This is a genomic window from Lewinella sp. JB7 (assembly GCF_024297185.1).
Lineage (GTDB): Bacteria > Bacteroidota > Bacteroidia > Chitinophagales > Saprospiraceae > Neolewinella.
On record NZ_JANCTD010000003.1, the window covers coordinates 271195 to 291168 of the forward strand.

Annotated in this window: 18 protein-coding genes; 9 read left to right on the forward strand and 9 right to left on the reverse strand. The window is 60.9% G+C overall.

The annotated features are described in order from the left end of the window. Window positions 1-51 precede the first annotated feature (51 nt). The 3 genes from NMA52_RS07310 to NMA52_RS07320 are packed head-to-tail and all read right to left on the reverse strand — an operon-like array spanning window position 52 to window position 3285. Entirely contained in the window at window positions 52-912 is an 861-nt protein-coding gene (locus tag NMA52_RS07310) for a flavin reductase family protein (RefSeq protein ID WP_254827004.1), read from the reverse strand. A gap of 26 nt (window positions 913-938) precedes the next feature. Further along, entirely contained in the window at window positions 939-2129 is a 1191-nt protein-coding gene (fahA, locus tag NMA52_RS07315; protein WP_254827005.1) for a fumarylacetoacetase, read from the reverse strand. Further along, the gene (locus NMA52_RS07320; protein ID WP_254827006.1) at window positions 2122-3285 is read right to left on the reverse strand and encodes a homogentisate 1,2-dioxygenase; all 1164 of its coding nucleotides are present in this window, start codon (window positions 3283-3285) and stop codon (window positions 2122-2124) included. Before NMA52_RS07320 ends, fahA begins: the two co-directional genes overlap by 8 nt. Window positions 3286-3417: 132 nt before the next feature. Between NMA52_RS07320 and NMA52_RS07325 the strand changes: the two genes are divergently transcribed. Next, complete coding sequence (locus NMA52_RS07325) at window positions 3418-4185, forward strand: enoyl-CoA hydratase/isomerase family protein (RefSeq protein ID WP_254827007.1); 768 nt, start codon at window positions 3418-3420, stop codon at window positions 4183-4185. An 8-nt stretch (window positions 4186-4193) separates the two neighbouring features. Here the strand turns inward: NMA52_RS07325 and NMA52_RS07330 are convergent, their stop codons facing one another. Beyond that, on the reverse strand, window positions 4194-4610 hold the full coding sequence (locus NMA52_RS07330; RefSeq protein ID WP_254827008.1) for a DoxX family protein: 417 nt from the start codon (window positions 4608-4610) through the stop codon (window positions 4194-4196). A gap of 142 nt (window positions 4611-4752) precedes the next feature. Here NMA52_RS07330 and NMA52_RS07335 point away from each other — a divergent pair, with 142 nt between their 5' ends. Further along, complete coding sequence (locus NMA52_RS07335; protein WP_254827009.1) at window positions 4753-5715, forward strand: TraB/GumN family protein; 963 nt, start codon at window positions 4753-4755, stop codon at window positions 5713-5715. An 11-nt stretch (window positions 5716-5726) separates the two neighbouring features. After that, window positions 5727-6494, forward strand: a complete 768-nt coding sequence (gene argB / locus NMA52_RS07340; RefSeq protein ID WP_254827010.1) for an acetylglutamate kinase — start codon at window positions 5727-5729, stop codon at window positions 6492-6494. On the opposite strand, the gene rfbD is transcribed toward argB, so the two are convergent. Next, on the reverse strand, window positions 6495-7346 hold the full coding sequence (gene rfbD / locus NMA52_RS07345; RefSeq protein ID WP_254827011.1) for a dTDP-4-dehydrorhamnose reductase: 852 nt from the start codon (window positions 7344-7346) through the stop codon (window positions 6495-6497). Window positions 7347-7431: 85 nt separating this feature from the next. On the opposite strand from rfbD, the gene NMA52_RS07350 reads away from it, so the two are divergent. The 5 genes from NMA52_RS07350 to NMA52_RS07370 all read left to right on the forward strand — a co-directional run bounded on the left by NMA52_RS07350 (window position 7432) and on the right by NMA52_RS07370 (window position 12203). Further along, the gene (locus NMA52_RS07350; protein ID WP_254827012.1) at window positions 7432-7716 is read left to right on the forward strand and encodes a hypothetical protein; all 285 of its coding nucleotides are present in this window, start codon (window positions 7432-7434) and stop codon (window positions 7714-7716) included. 15 nt (window positions 7717-7731) lie between these two features. Next, complete coding sequence (gene lpxD / locus NMA52_RS07355) at window positions 7732-8763, forward strand: UDP-3-O-(3-hydroxymyristoyl)glucosamine N-acyltransferase (RefSeq protein ID WP_254827013.1); 1032 nt, start codon at window positions 7732-7734, stop codon at window positions 8761-8763. Further along, on the forward strand, window positions 8760-9299 hold the full coding sequence (locus NMA52_RS07360) for a cob(I)yrinic acid a,c-diamide adenosyltransferase (RefSeq protein WP_254827014.1): 540 nt from the start codon (window positions 8760-8762) through the stop codon (window positions 9297-9299). The genes lpxD and NMA52_RS07360 overlap by 4 nt, the downstream gene beginning before the upstream one ends. Before the next feature lie 334 nt (window positions 9300-9633). After that, the gene (locus NMA52_RS07365) at window positions 9634-11115 is read left to right on the forward strand and encodes a sigma 54-interacting transcriptional regulator (RefSeq protein WP_254827015.1); all 1482 of its coding nucleotides are present in this window, start codon (window positions 9634-9636) and stop codon (window positions 11113-11115) included. Between the two features lie 29 nt (window positions 11116-11144). Then, complete coding sequence (locus NMA52_RS07370) at window positions 11145-12203, forward strand: beta-propeller fold lactonase family protein (protein ID WP_254827016.1); 1059 nt, start codon at window positions 11145-11147, stop codon at window positions 12201-12203. On the opposite strand, the gene NMA52_RS19105 is transcribed toward NMA52_RS07370, so the two are convergent. Then, window positions 12204-15305: a triple tyrosine motif-containing protein gene (locus NMA52_RS19105; RefSeq protein ID WP_254827017.1), complete on the reverse strand. Its 3102-nt coding sequence runs from the start codon at window positions 15303-15305 to the stop codon at window positions 12204-12206. A gap of 231 nt (window positions 15306-15536) precedes the next feature. Next, the gene (locus tag NMA52_RS07380) at window positions 15537-16118 is read right to left on the reverse strand and encodes a hypothetical protein (protein WP_254827018.1); all 582 of its coding nucleotides are present in this window, start codon (window positions 16116-16118) and stop codon (window positions 15537-15539) included. A gap of 69 nt (window positions 16119-16187) precedes the next feature. On the opposite strand from NMA52_RS07380, the gene NMA52_RS07385 reads away from it, so the two are divergent. Continuing rightward, window positions 16188-17141, forward strand: coding sequence for a YheT family hydrolase (locus tag NMA52_RS07385; protein ID WP_254827019.1), 954 nt, complete (start codon window positions 16188-16190; stop codon window positions 17139-17141). Here the strand turns inward: NMA52_RS07385 and pulA are convergent. Further along, entirely contained in the window at window positions 17138-19162 is a 2025-nt protein-coding gene (pulA, locus tag NMA52_RS07390) for a type I pullulanase (RefSeq protein WP_254827020.1), read from the reverse strand. The genes NMA52_RS07385 and pulA overlap by 4 nt on opposite strands. A gap of 20 nt (window positions 19163-19182) precedes the next feature. Further along, window positions 19183-19971, reverse strand: a complete 789-nt coding sequence (locus NMA52_RS07395) for an alpha/beta hydrolase (protein ID WP_254827021.1) — start codon at window positions 19969-19971, stop codon at window positions 19183-19185. Window positions 19972-19974: the final 3 nt, after the last annotated feature.

Consider the following 19974-nt stretch of genomic DNA (forward strand, 5'->3'; position numbering starts at 1 on the left):
TCAATCGGTGAAGTTGCAAAGGGGTGTGGGCGTACGGGGCGGGCCGCCACGTCAGAGCAGCATGGCCAGTGCCTCGGCTACCCTACCCTCTAGCAGGAAGGATTGGGCCAGTTGGTGAAGATGCTGCGTCCCGCGCCGGCGGGCGCGTTGCACTTCCGGTCGGGAGCGCACCTGTTCGATAAGTTGCTCCTCCGGCATGCCCTCCAGGTTGCCGAGACGGCCGAGATTGTTACCCGTGAGCACGGAACTGTTGCGAACGTGGGAAGGTAACCGATCGATGCCCATGCCCAGGGTCCGCAGGGGTTTGGGGATCTCGAACAGACTGTCCGGCCCGGCGTAGCAATAATCGTTGCCCCCCATCCGGGCCACCAGATCGAGCTTACGGGTGTCGAGGGCCCCGTCGGCGTCGGTCACCCGATCGGAAATATGGATGCGTACTACCCGGGCGACGACCAGGTTACCGGCACCGCCACCGTCGCCGAGGGGGATTACGCGATCCACCGTACACTCGAAGGAAACCGGGGATTCCCGCACTCGCGGAGGGCGTACCACTTCGCTGGCCAGGGGGGTAAAGCCTCCCTTCTCGAACTCGTTTACGCCCGCGGGATATTCCGTACTGGTCAGGGACATCTGCTCTACCATGGGGTAACTGACGATGTTGATCACTACCTCCGGCACGGCCAGTACGTTGTTAAGGGTATCCTTGCTGCTGCCGTCCCTTCCCCGGCGAATGGGGGAAAAGACGAGGATCGGCGGCACCGTGCTGAACACGTTGAAGTAGCTGAAGGGGCTGAGATTGACCCTGCCCTCCGCATCGATGGTGGAAGCGAAGGCGATGGGTCGCGGAGCTACCGCGGTGGACAGGTATCCGTACAGTTCGGGAATGGAAAGATCGTTGGGGTCGAGGGTCATGGAAGAATAAGGGGTGATGCGGCCGGTTAGTGGCTACTGGGATGAGCGGGAAGGATACGGCCACCGCACCGCCCGAAGCCGACACGTTCGGCGCCCGACCCCGCGTGGCCGGTGAGGGTGACGGTGTCGTGATCGGCCAGAAAGGAACCGGAACGTCCGTTATCGGTAATCTCGAGCAGGGAACCGTAGGCCGACGGATCCCGGCCGGAAATGGTCCCCGACGCCATGAGATCGCCTACGCGAACGTTACAGCCGTTGCTGCTGTGGTGCGCCAGTTGCTGGGCCATACTCCAGTACATGTACCGAAAATTGGAGCGGGAAACGGTGCGGTCGTTCACGGTCACCTCCAACTGAATGTCGTAGTTGCCCGGCACGTCAGTTTGCAAATAGGGAAGCACCCGCGGAGACTGCTCGGGACCGGCGACCCGGAAGGGCTCCAGTGCCTCGAGGGGAACGATCCAGGGCGACATGGTAGAGGCAAAGTTTTTGCCGAGAAACGGGCCCAGGGGCACGTACTCCCACCGCTGGACATCGCGGGCCGACCAGTCGTTGAAGAGCGCCAGACCGAAGATATAGTCCTCGGCCTGGTCTACCCGTACCGTTTCGCCGAGCGTGGAGTCCTTGCCTACAACGAAGGCCATTTCCAGTTCGAAATCGAGGCGATCGGTGGCCTGAAACACGGGGACATCCGCCCCCGGTGGCAGGACCTGTCCGCGGGGACGGCGGACGGGCGTTCCGTCAACTACGATGGAGGAAGCCCGGCCGTGGTACCCCACCGGCAGGTGTCGCCAGTTGGGGAGTAGTGCTTTATCCGGGTCCCGGAACATTCGCCCCACGTTGGTGGCGTGCTCGATGCTGGAATAAAAGTCGGTGTAGTCCCCTATGCGTACCGGGAGATGGAGGGTCGCCTCCTCGCGTCGAACGAGGTGTCGGGGGGCTACGGGAGAATCGGCTTCCCTTAACCAGGTTTGCACCTGCGTCCGCGCCCTGCCGGTTACCTCCTTACCGAGCGCGATAAAATCGTTGAGGTAGGGACGGTGGAGTACCGCAGAATCGAAATCGAAGCCCCCCTCCGTTGCCAGGGCGGCGAGGTCGAGGATGCGGTCGCCGATCGCGATGCCTACCCGTGGAGCGGACCCTGCCGTGGAAAAAATTCCGAAGGGAAGGTTGGCGAGGGTAAAGTCGGAATCCGGGGCAACGGTAAAGAGCTTACTCATGCGGCAGCCAGCTCTGGTAGTACTTGCCGTCGTCGATACGTGCGGCTTCCTCGGTCACCTGCAGCGGACGGAAGGTGTCGACCATCACGGCCAGTTCCTCGGTGGACGTCTTGCCGATGCTGCCTTCATAAGTGCCCGGGTGCGGGCCGTGGGGAATACCTCCCGGATGGAGGGTGAGGTAACCCGGCCCGATGCCCGTACGACTCATGAAATCGCCGTCCACGTAGTAGAGTACCTCGTCGGAATCGATGTTGCTGTGGTTGTAGGGCGCCGGAATCGCCAGGGGGTGATAATCGTACAGGCGCGGGCAGAAGGAACAAACGACAAATGATTTCGTCTCGAAGGTCTGGTGGACCGGCGGCGGCTGGTGCACACGGCCGGTTATGGGTTCGAAATTGTGGATGCTGAAGCCGTAGGGAAAGTTATAGCCGTCCCAGCCGACCACGTCGAAGGGGTGGCTGGCGTACACGAGCTCGTGCAGCATCTCCTGCTTTTTAATCTTAATGGTGAAATCGCCCTCCTCGTCGTGAGTTTCCAGATCGCGGGGTAGGATATAGTCGCGTTCCGTAAACGGGGCGTGCTCGAGCAACTGACCGAAGTGATTGCGGTAACGCTTCGGGGTATAGATCGGATCCGTGGACTCGGTGAAGAACAGGCGGTTGTCCTCCGTGTCAAAGTCGATCTGGTAGATCATGCCGCGGGGGATGAGCAGATAGTCTCCGTACTCGAAGGGGATGTTGCCCAGCATCGTACGGAGGGTACCGCTGCCCCGGTGGACGAACAGGAGTTCGTCGGCGTCAGCATTTTTGTAGAAGTAGTCGCGCAGGGATTTGCGGGGAGCGGCTACCCCAATCTGGACGCTGTCGTTGACCAAAAGCGGTTTGCGGGCGTCCAGAAAATCATCTTCCGGGGCGACGTCGAAGCCCAGCATTTTTCGGGCCGTGATGGTCTTGGCTTCGGCAATCTTTGGACTGACATCTTGCTTCCCCACGATCTTCTTTACCTGAGTGGGGCGCCCCACGTGGTACATGAGGGAAGCCATGCCGTCGAAGCCAACGGTGCCGAAGAGCTGCTCGTAGTACAGGGTACCGTCCGGCTTCCGGAACTGGGTATGCCGTTTGGGCGGCAACTGGCCGAGGTGGTGATAGATGGGCATGATCGAAAACTTTGTTGCTATGACAATAGTACGGCGCCGGAAGTTTATCCCGCCGCCAATCACGGAAGGGAAATGGCCACGTCACGCCGCGACCAGCGAATTTTCGCTAAATTAGCCCAAACAATTCCCGTGATGCCCGAATATAGCACCCTTCGAATCAGTAAAACCGATCGGCTGGCTACCGTGACGCTCGACAACGGTCGGGTCAACGCCATCGATACTCCCCTGTCCCGCGATCTTCACTCCACCTTTCTCGAGTTGGACGGTGACGACGGCATCGACGGCGTAGTACTTGCCGGTAAGCCCCACTGCTTCTGCGCGGGGCTGGACGTAAAGATGCTGGCTACTTCCGACCGGGCGGCCCTGCGCGATTTTTTCGTGGCATATCTCTCGGCACTGCAGACGATGGTGCGGTTCCGAAAGCCCTTAGTGGCCGCCGTGACGGGTTACGCTCCCGCCGGCGGCACGATCATCGCCCTGACGGCGGATTACCGCGTCATGGGCCGTGGGAGTAAGCATACCGTGGGGATGAACGAGTTCAATATGAGTCTGCAAATTCCGCGGATGATGGCCGACATCTTCGCCTACTACGCCGGGGAATCCACGGCATGGACGGCCGTGCAGCAGGCGCGTATGTACGACAGCGACGCCGCCCTGGCCGCGGGATTGGTCAACGAATCGGTGGAAGTGGATCAGGTCATCGACCGGGCGGAGGCGCACTGCCGCCGTCTGATGCAGGTGCATGCCCCCGTGTATCAGCGCACCAAACGCTACCTGCGCCGGGGGCTCCTAGCGGTCGTGGACCACGACATCGAGGACATGGTCGACGTGATCGAGGAAGATTTCGACGATCCGGTGTTCCAGCAAATGACGCAGATGTTCCTGGCAAGCCTGAAGTAAGCTTCCTTCTATACCCGCGTAGTGGCGAAGAGTCTCCGCAAGCGATAGCGGCCGCTTACGTGAGTCGCCGCCAGCAGGAGTCCACCCAAAATGGCCAAATTCTTCATGAAGAAAAGGCTCTGCAGGCGGAAGGCTTCGGAACCGTCGGGCTCCGTCCAGAAGTCGTGGACAATGAAAGTCAGTGGCACCCAGTAGATCAGGAGCAACAACGCCCCCAGGCGCATGCGGTACCCGAGCAGGATCATAAGCCCGCCCAGAACCAGTAAAAGGATGGCCCCGTACAGAAAGAAATCCTGGTTCCACGTCAGTCCGTAGATCGTCATGGCCTCGCGGTTGAGCCGTTCGAAGGCGAAGTAGTCGTAGGCTTCGAAGAAGAAGATAAAGGAGAGTAGGATACGCCCCAGCAGATCGAAGATATCTTTCATCGACGCAAAGGTAAGCGTGCGCCTTCTTCCTCCGGGATTCCGGTCGCGGAGCCGGCTACGGCAGGGGATTTAGCACAACTTTAGCAACGCCCGTTCATCCTTTGGTAGCTCCCGGCGTTACTGCGTGCATACCCCTTCGACTATGCATATCCACCGTCTTGTCCTCGTCTTTATTGCCGTACTGGTCTCCGCCGCCGCCGCGCGCGTTACCGCCCAGCGAGCCGCGCCCGCGGCGACTTCCGCTTCCACCGCTCCCACGCTCAACGATACCAGTTTACTGTGGCGCATCAGCGACCCGCAGGCCGAACGCCCGAGCTACCTCTTCGGTACCATTCACATGATTCCGAGCGACGATTACTTTCTGGAGCCTACGGTGGTCCGGGCGATCAACGAAACGGATGAGATCCTCTTCGAGATCGACCCGCGCGAGATGCAGAATCCCGCGGTGATGATGAGCCTGATGGGTAAGATCAACATGCGCGGCGATACCAGTCTGGAAGATTTGTTGCCCGCCGCCCGCTACGACAGCATCGCGAGCTACTTCTCCGCTACGGGCCTGCCGATGTTTATGCTCAACCGCATGAAACCCATGTTCCTGTCCGCGATGGTCGGTCAGGATATGAGCGGAGGTGGTCCCTTCGGCGGCGGCGGGAGCAACGGCATGCAGAGCTACGAATTCGAACTCACTAAAATTGCCGAGGCGGCCGATCGCCCCATCAGCGGCCTGGAGACCATGGACTTTCAGCTGAGCCTGTTCGATAGCATTCCCTACACGGTGCAGGCGGATATGCTCTACAAGGCCGTGGCCGCCGACATGGGTGAAGATCTGGGGACGGGCGAGACCGACCTGGAAAAGATGGTCGCCATGTACAAACGTCGCGCGGTGGCGGAGATGTCGCAGTTGATCACGGATGAAAGTGCCGGTTACGGGAACTTCGAGGAGTTGCTGGTCGTGCGGCGCAACGCGCAGTGGGTACCCACCATTATGGAACGGTTGTCCGCGACTCCCTCCGTTTACGCCGTCGGGGCCGGCCACCTGGGGGGATCTTCCGGGGTGATTGCCCTCCTGCGCGCGAACGGCATTACCGTAGAGCCGGTTTATTAGATATTTGCGGCATGATCGTACTGAAGGTTGGCGGCAACGTCATCAACAACCCGGCCACGCTGCACGAAGGCCTTGACTATTTTTCCGGACTGTTGGAACCGGCCGTACTGGTTCACGGCGGCGGCCGGCGGGCCAGCCAGGTGATCACGGAAATGGGTCGGGAGCCCGTAATGGTGGATGGCCGCAGAGTTACCGACCGGGCTACCCTCGAAATCGTTACGATGGTCTACGCCGGTCTCCTGAACAAGGACCTCGTGGCCCAGTTGCAGTCCCGCGGTACCAACGCGATCGGACTCAGCGGGGCCGACGGCAATGCCGTGCTGGCCGAAAAGCGCCCGGTCGGAGCAATTGACTACGGCTTTGCCGGCGACGTAACGGCCGTGAACGCTTCCCTCCTGGATGCTCTGCTGCGCCTGGGCCTGCGTCCGGTGATCTGTCCCATTACGCACGACCGCCGCGGTCAGCTCCTGAACACGAACGCGGACACCATCGCGAACGAGACGGCCACGGCTCTGGCCCGACTGGAGCATCCGGTGAATTTGCAGTACTGCTTCGAACTACCGGGCGTTCTGACGGACGTGAACGATCCGGGCTCCGTCATTCCCGTACTGACGCCGGAAACTTATGCGGAGTACCGAAGCTCGGGGAAGATCGCCGGCGGTATGGTGCCGAAACTCGATAACGCCTTCGCGGCCCTGCGGGCCGGCGTGCGGGAAGTGGCCATCGGTAATATCGCGGCGCTCCGGGCCGGTGGGGGGACTCGGATCCGGCTCGCTTAGCTACCCAATTTTCCCCATGCACTCTACGAGTGCCTCCCGCCAGTGCCGGGGGGTACCCACCACGGCGGCGATCTTGGCGGTATTCAGGACGCTGTAGGCGGGTCGCTTGGCGGGCGTCGGGTACTGCGCGGTGCAGATGGGCCGTACGTTACAGCGAATGCCGGCCAGCTCGTGAACGGCCTTCGCCAGGTCGTACCAGGAGCACACCCCACTATTGCTGTAGTTGTAAATGCCCGGGGTGGCGCCGGAAGTTCCCAGCTGAATGGCGGCGGCGGCGAGATCGGCGGCGTAAGTGGGCGATCCGACCTGATCGGCCACGATGGCCAGTTCATCCCTTTCCCGTCCCAGACGCAACATGGTGCGGACGAAATTATGCCCGTACTCCGCGTAGACCCAGCTGGTACGAATCACGTGAGCGCCGGGGTGGTGACGCAAAACTTCGTTCTCTCCCTGCAGTTTTGTGCGGGCGTAAACGCTGGTGCCGTGGGTAGGATCCGTTTCCTTGAGGGGCAGGTTGCCGGTACCGGCGTACACGTAATCGGTACTGAAGTGTACGAACTGTACGCCGTTTTCGTAGCAGGCGGCGGCGAGGCGGCGGGAGCCGTCAACATTGATCCGGTGAGCGATCTCGGGTTCCGACTCCGCACGGTCGACGGCCGTGTAGGCTGCGGCATTGAAGCAGATATCCGGTTGTGCCTCGGCGAGGGCGACCCGCAAGTCTTCGGGGCGGGTGATGTCCAGGCTGGACCGGTTGTAGGCAAAAATACGCCAGTCCCGCGGCGCATGCTTGGCGGCGCTGATGAGTTTTTGTCCGAGCTGACCACCGGAACCGCAGATCATAATTCTCTTCATGGGCGGCAAAAGTAAGTAATCCCCGGGGGGTGGTCCGGGCGGGCAGGTCGCGCCTTTGCAGTACATTTACCGCAAATCCTTACCCATGCGCATTGTTGGCCGGTTGCCGGATGCCCGGATGCAAATCACGGTTTTCGAGAACGACGGGCGCTTTCCCGTACAGTTCGAATTGGCGGGGATCACCCAGATCTACCGCTTCCGCAAGGGTGAGCGGCTGAGTAATTTCGGTCACTTACGCGAATACGTCGACGAGCCCTTCCGGGCGGCGGTCCTGCGACAATTCCGCGAAATGCAGCGTGTGCAGGCCGAAGTGCTCCAGCGTATCCTACCATCCACCGACGAGGGCGACGCTCTGCCCGACATCGTCTAAGCCAACCCGAACTCCATGCACATATCCGCCGCCGCCCTGGCCGAAATGATTGACGCCACCGTCGATGGCGACCCCGACGTGATCATAACCGGTCCGGCCCGGATTGAGGAGGCCGGAGTCGGCCAAATAACGTTTCTGGCCAACCCCGCCTACGAGCATCACCTGTATACCACCGACGCTACGGCGGTCCTGGTCAGCCGGGAATTCCAACCGAAGTCCGCCGTATCCCCTACCCTGCTTCGCGTGGACAATGTGTACGAAACCGTCAGCGGACTGCTACAGGTGTACCAACAGACCGAGGCGGCCAAAACCCTCCGGCAGATCAGTCAGCACGCCGTCGTCGAGGAGGATGCGCAGCTCGGGGAAAACGTCCGGATCGGCAAATTCACGGTCGTGAGCGCGGGAGCCCGGATCGGCGACGGTACGGTGATCCTGGATCAGGTGTTCATCGGCCCCAACGTCCGGATCGGTAAGAACAGCCTCGTGTACCCGGGTGCCCGCGTTCTGCGTGATTGTGTCGTGGGCGACGACTGCATCCTCCACGCTAACGTGGTCATCGGGTCGGACGGCTTTGGGTTCCTACCCGACGGGGATGGCAACTACCGCAAGGTGCCGCAAGTAGGGAACGTGGTGATCGAAGATGAGGTGGAAATCGGCTCGAACACGACCATTGACCGCGCCACCATGGGATCGACCCACATCCGGCGCGGCGTGAAACTGGATAACCTTATCCAGATCGGCCACAACGTCGAGATCGGTATGAACACCGTGATCGCGGCACAGGCCGGCGTGGCCGGCTCCACCAAGATCGGGGCGAATTGCCGGATCGGGGGGCAGGTCGGATTCGCGGGTCACCTGACGATCGCCGACGGCACCAATATTCAGGCCCAGTCGGGCATCGCCCGCCACGTACGCGAACCCCAACAGGCACTCGGCGGATCCCCGGCCTTCGGATACCGCGACTGGATTAAGAGCTCCCTGCTCTTTCACCGGTTGCCGGAACTCTACAAGCGCATCGCCAAACTCGAAAAAGACGCCGCGAAATGAAAATATACACCCGAACGGGCGACCGCGGAGAAACCGGACTTTTTAGTGGACGCCGGGTGAGCAAGGCCGATCCCCGGGTAGAGGCCTACGGAACCGTTGACGAACTGAATGCCTGCGTGGGATTGCTACGGGACCATCTCGGGGATACCGATCCCGTTGGCTCCCGCGTCCGCGCCCACTTGCTCGAGCAGCAAAAACTACTCTTCGCCCTCGGCGCTGCCCTGGCGGACGATCGGGCGGAAAACAACTATCGCCTACCCGCTGGGGCAAGCGAAACGCTGGAGGGCTACATGGACGAAATGGATGAAAGCTTACCAAAAATGACGCACTTCATCCTGCCCGGGGGCAGCCCGGCGATCAGTTTCGCTCACCTGGCGCGCACCGTGTGCCGGCGGGCCGAACGGCGAACCGTAGAGCTGGTAGAAGTCGATCCGGTCATCATCGGCTACCTGAACCGCCTGAGCGATTACCTCTTCGTTCTCGCACGTTACCTGGGCCACGCGGGTCAGGTACCGGAGATCAAATGGGAAGGGTGATCCGGCGTGGTTAGCGCCGGTGCGGGTCAGGCAAACGGTTACGGGCAGTTACCGAAGATCTAGTGCGCGGGCGTACGCGGACCGGCGATAAATTGGTAAACGACGTAACCTGCCATTGCCAGAATCGAAAGAATCAGCAGGACAATGAGGAGAAGGGCGAAGAAGTCCATGGCTTGAGGGTTATTCCGTGAAATAATGTTATGAAGTTACGAAATTTTTCGGTCTTGCACAATAATATTTTCGTTTCTGCGTAGCCCAGTGCCCGTTGAATGCCGAGCACAACCAATCGTACGTCCAGCCGTTACACTTTTTTCCCCATCTAACTACTCTATCTATGGCTCAGGCCAAGACCCTCGGTGAACTGAAGTCCACCGGATATACCCCCCGCAGCGTGAAGCAGGAGCTGCGCGAAAACCTGATCGAACGACTACGCAATAAGGAGGAAGTATTTCCCGGCATCATCGGCTTCGACGATACCGTGCTACCCGATATTCAACGCGCCATCCTCAGTCGCCACAGCGTGCTCTTGCTCGGACTGCGGGGACAGGCGAAGACCCGCATCGCCCGCCTCCTGGTCAATCTACTGGATGAATACGTCCCCGTCGTTGCCGGAAGTGAACTGAACGACGACCCCCTGGCACCGATCAGTCGGTCTTCGGTGGATCTGATCCGTGAGCAGGGCGACAATACCCCGATCGAATGGTGGCACCGCAGCGACCGCTACGTGGAAAAACTGGCGACTCCGGACGTGTCGGTGGCCGACCTGATCGGCGACGTCGACCCCATTAAGGCGGCCACGCTAAAGCTGACCTACGCCGACGAGCGCGTGATTCACTACGGACTCGTGCCGCGGGCCCACCGCGGCATTTTCGTGATCAACGAACTTCCCGACCTCCAGGCCCGCATTCAGGTCTCCCTCTTTAACATTCTGCAGGAAGGAGACATCCAGATCCGGGGCTTCAAGTTGCGGCTGCCGCTGGACATTCAGTTTCTCTTTACGGCCAACCCGGAGGACTACACCAACCGGGGCAGCATTATAACCCCGCTGAAGGACCGGATCGAAAGCCAGATCCTGACCCACTATCCCCGTACGGTCGACATCGCCCGGAGTATAACCGCTCAGGAAGCCACGCTGACGGAAGATCAGACCGAGCTGGTGGAGGTGCCGGAGCTGCTCTACATCATGCTCGAGCAACTCTCCTTCGCCGCCCGGGAAAGCGAGTACATCGACGAGAAGTCCGGCGTTTCGGCCCGACTCAGCATCACCGCACTGGAGAACCTGGTGTCTACCGCCGAACGGCGCGCGCTGATCAACGGCGACGCGCATACGGTCGCCCGCATCACCGACTTCTGGGGCGTCGTGCCGGCCATCACGGGTAAGGTGGAATTGGTGTACGAAGGAGAACAGGAGGGCGCGTACGGCGTAGCCATGAAGCTGCTCGGACAATCCATCAAGACCAGCTTTCTCGAACACTTTCCCGACCCTACTGACGTGAAGGCCGACGGACGGGGCGGCAGCGATCCCTACGGAGTCATCCGGGCCTACTTCAGCGGCGGCCACGTGGTCGAACTCCTCACCGACGGCAGCAATGAGGCCTACCGAAAGGCGCTGGATGGAGTCGCCGGACTCCGGAAGTTCGTGCGTGCCCACCTCGAGGGGGAAGTGTCCGAAACCGAGCTGTACCTCTACATGGAACTGGTCCTGCAGGGACTGGCGGAGATGGAAGTCCTGAATAAGGAAGCCCTACACAACAGCCTTAACTTCCGGGACATTCTGGCCGACATGTTCGGCAGCGAGGACCTGGATTTTAATTGATGTAACTTGCCCGCCGCAAAATCTTTTCGATGCTGTTACTGGTGGGCGCTTACACGATGGACATGCCGAACGACGTGCCGGGTAAGGCGCGCGGTATCTCCGCGTACGATTTCTATCCGGGAGAGGGCAGGCTGGAATTCCGAGCCTACACCCCTACCGTTAATCCAAGCTACCTATGGGTCGACAACACCCGCAAGGTCGTATACGCCATTCGGGAGTGCCCCCAGGAGGGGGGCCCCGGCGTCGTGGCGTACCACGTGAGCCGCGACAAGAAACGTGGTGTCCGCTTCGAACAACTCAGTGACGTCCTTACGCCGGGCGATCACCCCTGTCACCTGACGGGAATAGGCGACACCCTGATCGTCAGCAGCTACACCAGCGGAACGGTCGACGTTTTCGCCCGCAAGGAGGATGGCGCGATCGGTGAACACCGTCAGCACTTTCAGCTACCCGTAGCGGGCGCCGGGCGCCCGCCCCACGCCCACTGTGCCGTCTTCGACGCGCGCCGGTCACGGGTGTACATCTGCGATCTCGGCGGCGATCGCCTCCGCGTGTTCGACCGGCAGGAGAAAGACGGCACTCTGCATCTTCTACCCGACCACGGACTCAACCTGCCGGAAGGTGCCGGCCCCCGGCACATCGCGCTGCATCCGAGCGGGGACTACGCCATGATCGTCTGCGAATACCGCGGAATTTCGGTACTCGTGGACTTGCGTGGGGATAAACCGCGCCTTCTGGACACCACGCTTTACCTACCCGAGCGGGTAGCCGACGAGGCCAGTGGAGCGGCGATCCGGGTGGATGCTACCGGCAGGAACGTGTACGTCAGCGACCGCAAGTACAGCGTAGTAACCGCCCTTCGTTTCGACCCGGCTAGTCACCGCTACCAACCCCGCGACACTTACCCCAGCGGCGGTGAAGCCCCCCGCGAGGTCTCCCTTTCTCCCGACGGAAAGTGGTTACTGACGGGTAACGTAAAGGACCACAGCGTAGGGGTATTTCGGATTCAGGCGGGCGGCGGTCTGCAGGCCTATCAGGTAGTCAAGAAAGTTCCCAGCCCGACCTGCCTGAAGTGGATGAAGCTCTGATCAGGCGAGCCGGCGCATCCGCAACGTGAGCGTATATCCGGAACGATCGTCGATCGTCAGCTCGGCGCGCAGGCGCTGGGCCCGCATGCGCATATTATCCTTTCCCTGCCCGGTCTTGGGGGTGAAGCGACTGGTGGAGTACTTCGGTATCTCCTTGCTCTTCGTGCCGACGCCGTTGTCGCGGATGAACATCTCGAAGGTCTGCGCATACTGCTCCAGTTCAATCTCCACGAAGGTCGCCTGACTGTGGCGAGCAATGTTATTGATGGCTTCCTTGTAGATGAAGTAGAGATCCTGACGGACGTTCCCCGCCAGTTCCCGTTCCTGGTTGAAGCCCGACGCCCGGAATTCGTAGCGGATGTCGAGTGGTAGCAGTACCTCGTCGGCGTGTTCCTGCATGCGCTGCAACAGGTTACCGATGTTATCCCGGCGGCTGTCGATGCTCCAGATCACGTCGCTCATCTTCGACATGGCGTTGCGTCCGGCCTCCCCTACGGTCTGCAGACGCGTACGCAGCTTTTCGTCCTCCGTCTTACCCTGCAGCAATTCGGCCTGGAGGGTGATGCCCGCCAGCAGTCCGCTCACCTCGTCGTGAATATCACTGCTCAGCTGGGTCCGCAACTGCTCGTTGCGCAGCCGTTCCCGCAACTTCGCCTGGAGAATGAAGAAGAAAAGTCCTACGATCACGAGGGCGATGACGAACTGGAACCAGGTCTTCTCAATGAGGTATTGCCGCACCCGGATATTGAGCGAGAGCATCTGTTCGCCGTAGTTGCCGTTAGCGCCGGCGCCCTGCACCAGCAGACGGTACTTGCCGGCGGGAAGGTTGTTGTAGCGCACCGTCCGCTCGTTACGCAGTTCCCGCCACTCGTCGTTGAACCCCTCCAGTTTGACCCGGAACTGGGTCAGGCTCGGGCGCTGGCCGACCGGGAGGGCAAAGGACACCGCGATACTCTTTTCGTTGGCGCGCACCAGCAGATCCTCCAGCTCGTCGAGATTCCGCGTGATGGTACGGTTCTCTCCGCGCCCGTACACGACCACTTCGGTGAGCATGACGTCCGATCCGGCACTTTCGCTGCTGAAGTCCTCGTCGCGGAATACGGACAGGCCATTATCTCCACCAAAGAAATAGCGTCCACTCATGTCGCGGTGGAACGAAAACTGATTGAATTCGTTATTGACCAGGCCGTCCTCCAGGTAGTAGCGACGGAAGGGGCCGCTCTGTATGTTGTCCGGCAGGTGCACCAGTCCGTTGTGGGTAGACAGCCAGTAGCCGCCCACCGAATCCGGAACGATTCCGACCACGGTATTGCTGCTAAGTCCGTCCTGGCGACCGTACCGTTCGACCGTTCCCGTGGCGGGATCCATAATGCGTAGTCCCGCGTCGGTGCCGAGCCACCACTTACCACCCACGTCCTCGTAGATGCAGTTGATGGTAAAGGCGTTCATGGCGAGACGCTGGTCCTCCCCGTCGATGTTGCTGTAGAAGGTGGTGTGACCGGTATTGAGGTCGTAACCCACCAAGCCGCGATTGCGGGTGCCGAGCAGTAATAGGCCACTGCGGGAGGGGTAGAGATAGTTGATGCGCAGCCCGCGGATGCCCTCGTCGTTTCCCTGACCGTCCTTAAGCTCTATGAAGGTCGACGAGGACGGGAAGAATTCGAGCAGCAACCCAACCTTGCGGGGGTCGGAAGCCCCGAGGTAGATCGTCCCCTCGGGACTGATGGCCAGACAGTTGAGGGGATATACGGAGTCGAAGGTCTTCGTGGTACCCGAAGCGATGTCGTAGCGAAAAAGCAGTCCCCCCTTGCTAAAGCCCGGGGGTTGGGCCACGCCCCAGATCGCGTTCCGGATTCGGTCGTAGGTAAGCTGCGTCGCTTCCCGCAAACTGACCGTCTGTCCCGCTTCATCTACCAGCGGCCGGCTTTCCAACTCGCTGCTGCCCCGTTGCAGGGCGTGCATCAGCCCGTCGGCTTCCATCACGTAGACCGTACCGTCGGCATCCTCCGCGATGCCGGTGACGATGTGGCGGTACAGATCGCTCCCGTTCTTGTTGGTCAGGTAGGTTTGAATGGATTTTACGTAACGTTCCATCACGCCGAGTCCCTCGCGCAGACCGAGATAGGTCGTTTCGTTGAAGTTGATGGCGGCCGCGCTGGTGACGAGCCGGTCTATGGGCAGCTCCCGTTCGAACAGCTGAAAAGTACCGGAGGTATCCACGAGATAGTACTCGTCGGGGTACCGCCGACCGAGAATGTCTTCGGTAGCGACGAAGAGCAACTGCCCCAGTTTATCCTTGAACACCTGAGTGTAGCGCAGGCCCGCGTCCAGATCGGGGACCGGGACGGGACTTCGCTCGCGTTCGGGACGCCACCGGAACAGGGGGTAACCGTCGCGAAAGCTCAGGTATACGTAGCCCTCCGGCCCCTCGGCCATGGTGTAGAAGCGGCGCTGACTGGAGGTGCGGGGAAAAAACTTCGTCAGCACCTTCCCCGTGGCCGATAGGTGGCGAAAACCGTGCTCCTCGTCGTACAGCAAAAACTGGCCGTTGCTGAGTGGCAACAACTCAATCCGCGGCGCGAAGGTCAGCCAGCCGTCGTCCGGCTGATTGAAAATGGTTTTAAAACCCCGGTTGGTGTACTCGTACAGGGTCGTCCCCTCCTGCCCGATGGTCACGACGAAGGTGCGGCCGTACTGATCCGTTTCGATCGCCCGGGGATACCCCACCACCCCGGTGCTGGGCACCATCCTCACCTGCTCGACGGAGAAGTCGCGTGGGTCGAAGCGATCGAAGTAGCCGTAAAATTCGTTGAAGGTGATGATGAGGCGCCGTTCGTTGTCGGCCCGAATCGACTCGATGGCGCCCCGACTCAGACGGGCTTCGCTCATGCTTCCCTGCCCGAAACTCATAAAGGCATGTCCGTCGAAGCGGTTGAGCCCGTCCATCGTCGCGATCCAGAGGTAACCGTCGTCGCCGATGTGCAGATCGTTGATTTCCCGGGTCGACAGCCCGTCCGTAACCGTGAAGTACTCAATACGGCCGCTCTGGGCGTGTAGCCCCGTTCCGGTAAGTAGCAGTATGAATAGCGGGATGAATTTCACGGAAGGAAATAATGACGCAAGATACGGGACACCGGAGCTCGGGCCGGTCGGTCACTCGCGAATAGTTATTTTTTGTAATGATTGCTCGAACAAGTTAGATAGTGTCCGAGTTACACTAATACAGGCTATTTGATTAGACACTATAACACACACGTATTCAGTAAGCTTCTAACTCCAAAATATTCATTGATATTCCCCGATACCGTATTTACGGTTCGGGGAATTCTTATTTTAGAAGGTTACCCGGAGACCCACGCCCTCTCCTACCGCTCCCAATAACAGGCGAAAGTCTTCGTCCCGCCCCCGCGCAATGAAGTAATTAGCGAGGTCGAAGAGCAACAGAAAGCCTCCCTGCACCATAATACTGTTGCCATACCCGCGCAGCCGTTCCCCGTCGGCACCTACCCGCCCGGACCGTCCCCGGAGGTAGAGTCCCCCCATCAGGTAGCCGACATCGAGCCCCGCGTTCAGTAACAGGATCTTCTGGAAACCGTGGTGCTTCTGCAAACTGGTATAGAGATCCGTCGCCACAGGATCGCGCGTGGCAGCCAGGTAGCCCAGCCCCGCGATGCCCAGGTTGACCGTATTCCACAGGGCGTTCATTTCGTGAAAGCGACGACTTTCACCCGTGGTCGTGGAGCGAAGCGCGAGCCCCAGTCCGATGTTCACGACGGCCCAACCGTCCAGTACGCACATGGCGTTCCGCTGGTGATCGATGCGTGCAAGATTCAGGTCGCTCACGCCGTCCATTCCCTGGGCGGGGGCGCAGGAGCAAAGCAAGACCACCAGAAGCCAGGCCAACGTTAATCGCATACCGGTCAATTTTATGACCAAACTACACCGCTCGTTTTTGGTTCTCCTTGGACCCGCGACCCCGCCCCTATGCTACACCGCCTTTCCGGACACTACCAGACCATCGTTCCGAATCTTTTTCGTCGTGTTCCCATCGATTACCGCCGGGAGCGGATCCACACCGACGACGGCGATTTTCTCGACCTGGACTGGCTCGATCACCCCGACAGTCGCCGACTGGTCATCCTGAGCCACGGACTGGAGGGCGACAGCAGCCGGGTGTACGTAGCCAGCGCGGCCCACTACTTCGCCCGCCACGGCTGGCAGGTGGTCGCCTGGAATTGCCGCAGTTGCTCGGGAGAGATGAACCTGACCCCGAAGTTATATTCCCACGGCCAGAGCGAAGACCTGGCGGCCGTCGTGGATCACGCGATAGCCCAGGACCGCTTCGATCAGATCGTCCTCGTGGGTTATAGTATGGGCGGCAACCTCACCCTGAAGTACCTGGGTACGGTGGGCGCCGATCGCCCCGCTCAGGTGACTCACGGCGTGGCCTTCTCCGCGCCCTGCTTCATCGAGCACAGCGTCGATAGCCTCGAACGGCCGGATAACTGGGTGTACAAGCGTAAGTTCTATAACTCCTTGTCCGCCAAGATCGCCGCCAAGGAGGCCCAGTTTCCCGGCACCGTTGACCTAAGTTTGTTGGAGGGTATCCGGGTGTGGCGGGACTTCGACCGCGCCTTCTCCGCCCCCATCGGCGGCTACGAGGACCTGGATGAGTTTTATGCCTACCTCTCGTCCGGCAACTTCGTCGCGGAGACCACTGCCCCCGTGCTGATCGTGAACGCCCAGAACGATCCCATCGTGCCGGAAGCCTGCACCCCCGTGGAGCTCGGCCGCAAGCATCCCCTGATCACCGTGGAGCAGCCACGGCGGGGCGGACACGTCGGATTCGCCCTGCGCGGCAGGGACTACAACCGGATGGACGAACGGGCCCTGGCTTTCGTGAACGAGACCGCCGCCCCGCGCGGCATTTGCGTTTAGCGTTCCGCGATTCGGACGAGTACGTTAGCCGAGCGGGGAGCCGCCGCTAAATTGCCGGACTCCGGCGCGGAAGTGATGCCGGTCGGCACGACCCGTTCTCCGTCCACTACCTGGCGCCACTGTCCTTCCGGCAGTTTGACGCTCCGGCGCTCCGCCGCCCCGTTCAGCACGACGAAAATGTCCGACCACTGGTCGCCGGGGGCGTCCGTGATCCGGTACGCGATGAGTTGGCCGTCGCCCGTGGGTATAAAGGTGAGGTGGCGGGCGATCCGGTCGGTACTCCCCAGGCGAAAGGCGGGATGAGCCTTGCGCAGGGCGATCAGGTCCCGCACGTAGGCAGCCGTCTGGGGGTGCCGTCGCTGACCGTCCCACCGAATAGCGTTGACCGCGTCCCCGCTTTGGTAGCTGTTCTCGTCCCCGTCCTTCGAGCGCAGCATTTCCGTACCCGCGTGCAGGAAGGGAATGCCCTGGGACGTGAGGACGGTGGCCAGCGCCAGACGCTGCATTTGTTCCCGGGCGGCGGGAGCATCACCGGCGTTGCTGATGGCCAGCCGGTCCCAGAGCGTATGGTTATCGTGACAGCTCGCGTAGTTGACGCACTGGGCTGGTTGGCGGGCCCAGGGGGCGCGACTGTAGTTGACGCTGTCGTAGGCGATCTGTGGATGGGGCACGGCTCCGACGATCCCGAACTTTACGGATTCCGCGCGATTTCTGGCGCCGCTGACGAACCCCCGTTCCTCTACTTCGAACACACTCCCCTTGAGTCCGTCGCGCATATCGTCACTGAAAGCGGCGATCCGGGTCAGGCGGGCCGTATTGGCCTTGAGGGCGCGCACGCTGTCGGGCAGTGGGCTGTCGCCGGCCGTCCAGCCCTCGCCGTAGAGCAGAATGGTGGAATCGATGCCGTGGAGCGAGGCGCTGACTTCGTTCATCGTGGCGATGTCGTGAATGCCCATCAGGTCGAAGCGGAAGCCGTCGACGTGGTATTCGTCGACCCAGTACTCCAGGGATTCGCGAATGAACTTGCGCACCATGGGCCGCTCGGAGGCGACTTCATTGCCGCAGGCGCTGGCATTGCTGAAGGTGCCGTCCGGATTGAAGCGGTAGAAGTAGTCCGGCACGAGGAGTTGAAAATTGCTGTTCTCCGTACGTCCGGTGTGGTTGTAGACGACGTCCATGACGACGCGGATACCCGCCCGGTGCAGGGCCTGCACCATCTGCTTGAACTCCCGGATGCGGACCTTTCCGTCGGCCGGATCGGTGGAGTAACTTCCCTCGGGCACGTTGTAATTCTGGGGGTCGTAGCCCCAGTTGTACTGCTCCGTGTCGGTGTCGGCTTCGTCGACGCTTACGAAGTCGAAGCTGGGCAGCAAGTGCACGTGGGTGACGCCCAGTTTGACGAGGTAGTCCAGGCCGGTCGTATCTCCCGCCGGCGTGGTGGTCCCGCGTTCGGTGAGCCCCAGGAACTTGCCCTTGTGGGTAATACCGGAACCGGGGTCGCTACTAAAATCGCGGACGTGCATCTCGTAGATCACGGCATCGGTGGGTGCGGTGAAGGGCGGGCGACGGTCGTCGGCCCAACCCGGGGGGTCGGTATCGAGAATATTGACTACCTGCCCACGCATGCCGTTGGTGCCCACGGCGGTAGCGTAGATGTCGGTGGCTTCGGGCAGCCAACGCCCGTTCATTTTGATCTGGAAGGTGTAGTAGGTGCCGTCGATGTCCCCGGCGACGGTGGCGGTCCAGGCGCCGTTTTTCCGTTCCAGATCGATGACTTCGTCGGGTTCGGCCGCCGGGTCGTCGGAGGCGTACAGCCTGAGCCGGGCGTCCTGGGCTGCGGGGGACCACAGTTTAAAGGTGGAGCCGGCGGGCCGGTACGCCACGCCCAGATCGCCGTAGGGGTATACGGGATAGTCCTCCAGGGTGTTGTACTGGGGGCGGGGGTCGGAACAATTCACGAAGAGAATGCTTAGGAGAACAAAAACCAGCGGGCGGATCGGCGTCGGGCAAACGGTGGGCATAAGGGGTAAGTTACTCCAACTTACTTAGAGAGCAGACGATCCATGGTGCGGTGGAAGCGGGGGTGCAGAATGGCACCGCGGTGGCCGGTATCCTCGAGTTCGATCAGCTCCACCCGGTCGGGGGCCGCATCCCGTATTTCCTCGGCCATCGCGTAGGGAATGAGGCCGTCGCGATCGCCGTGCAGGATGGTGATCGGACAGTTCGCCCGGGCGGCGTGGTCCACGTTGTTAAGGGGATACTTGAGGATAAGGTCCGGCACGGCCCACAACCATAGATTTTTCATGGCGGTGATGCTGGCGTAGGGAGCTACCAGCACGCAGTGCCGGGGGTGATTATTGGCCGCCAGGTAGGTGGCCATCCCCGTACCCATGGAGTAGCCGACGAGGATCACGTTGGATTCTCCGTAGCGCGTCGCCAGCGTGTCGTAAACCAGTTGAGCGTCCGCGAAGAGCTGAGTCTCGGACGATATTTCGCCACCGCTCTTTCCGTACCCGCGGTAGTCGAAGAGGTAGAGATCGTGGTCCGTGTCAATGAGATCCCGTGTCTGGTAAAGACTGCGGCGGTTGCTGCCGCGGTTCCCGTGGAGGTAAAGAATCACTCCGGCGGGCGCTTCCTGCTCGAACCGGAGTATGCTCAGATCCACGCCGTCGGGCGTACGCAGACTAGACTCCTCGCCCTGCTCGAAAGCGTAATCGGGCGGCAGCGCGTTCGGGCGGAAAATCAGCCGTTCCTGGAACCCGTACAGCACCAGGCAGAGCAGCAGGTAACCGAGGCCTAGTACGATTCCAATCCGTTTGATCCACTTCATACT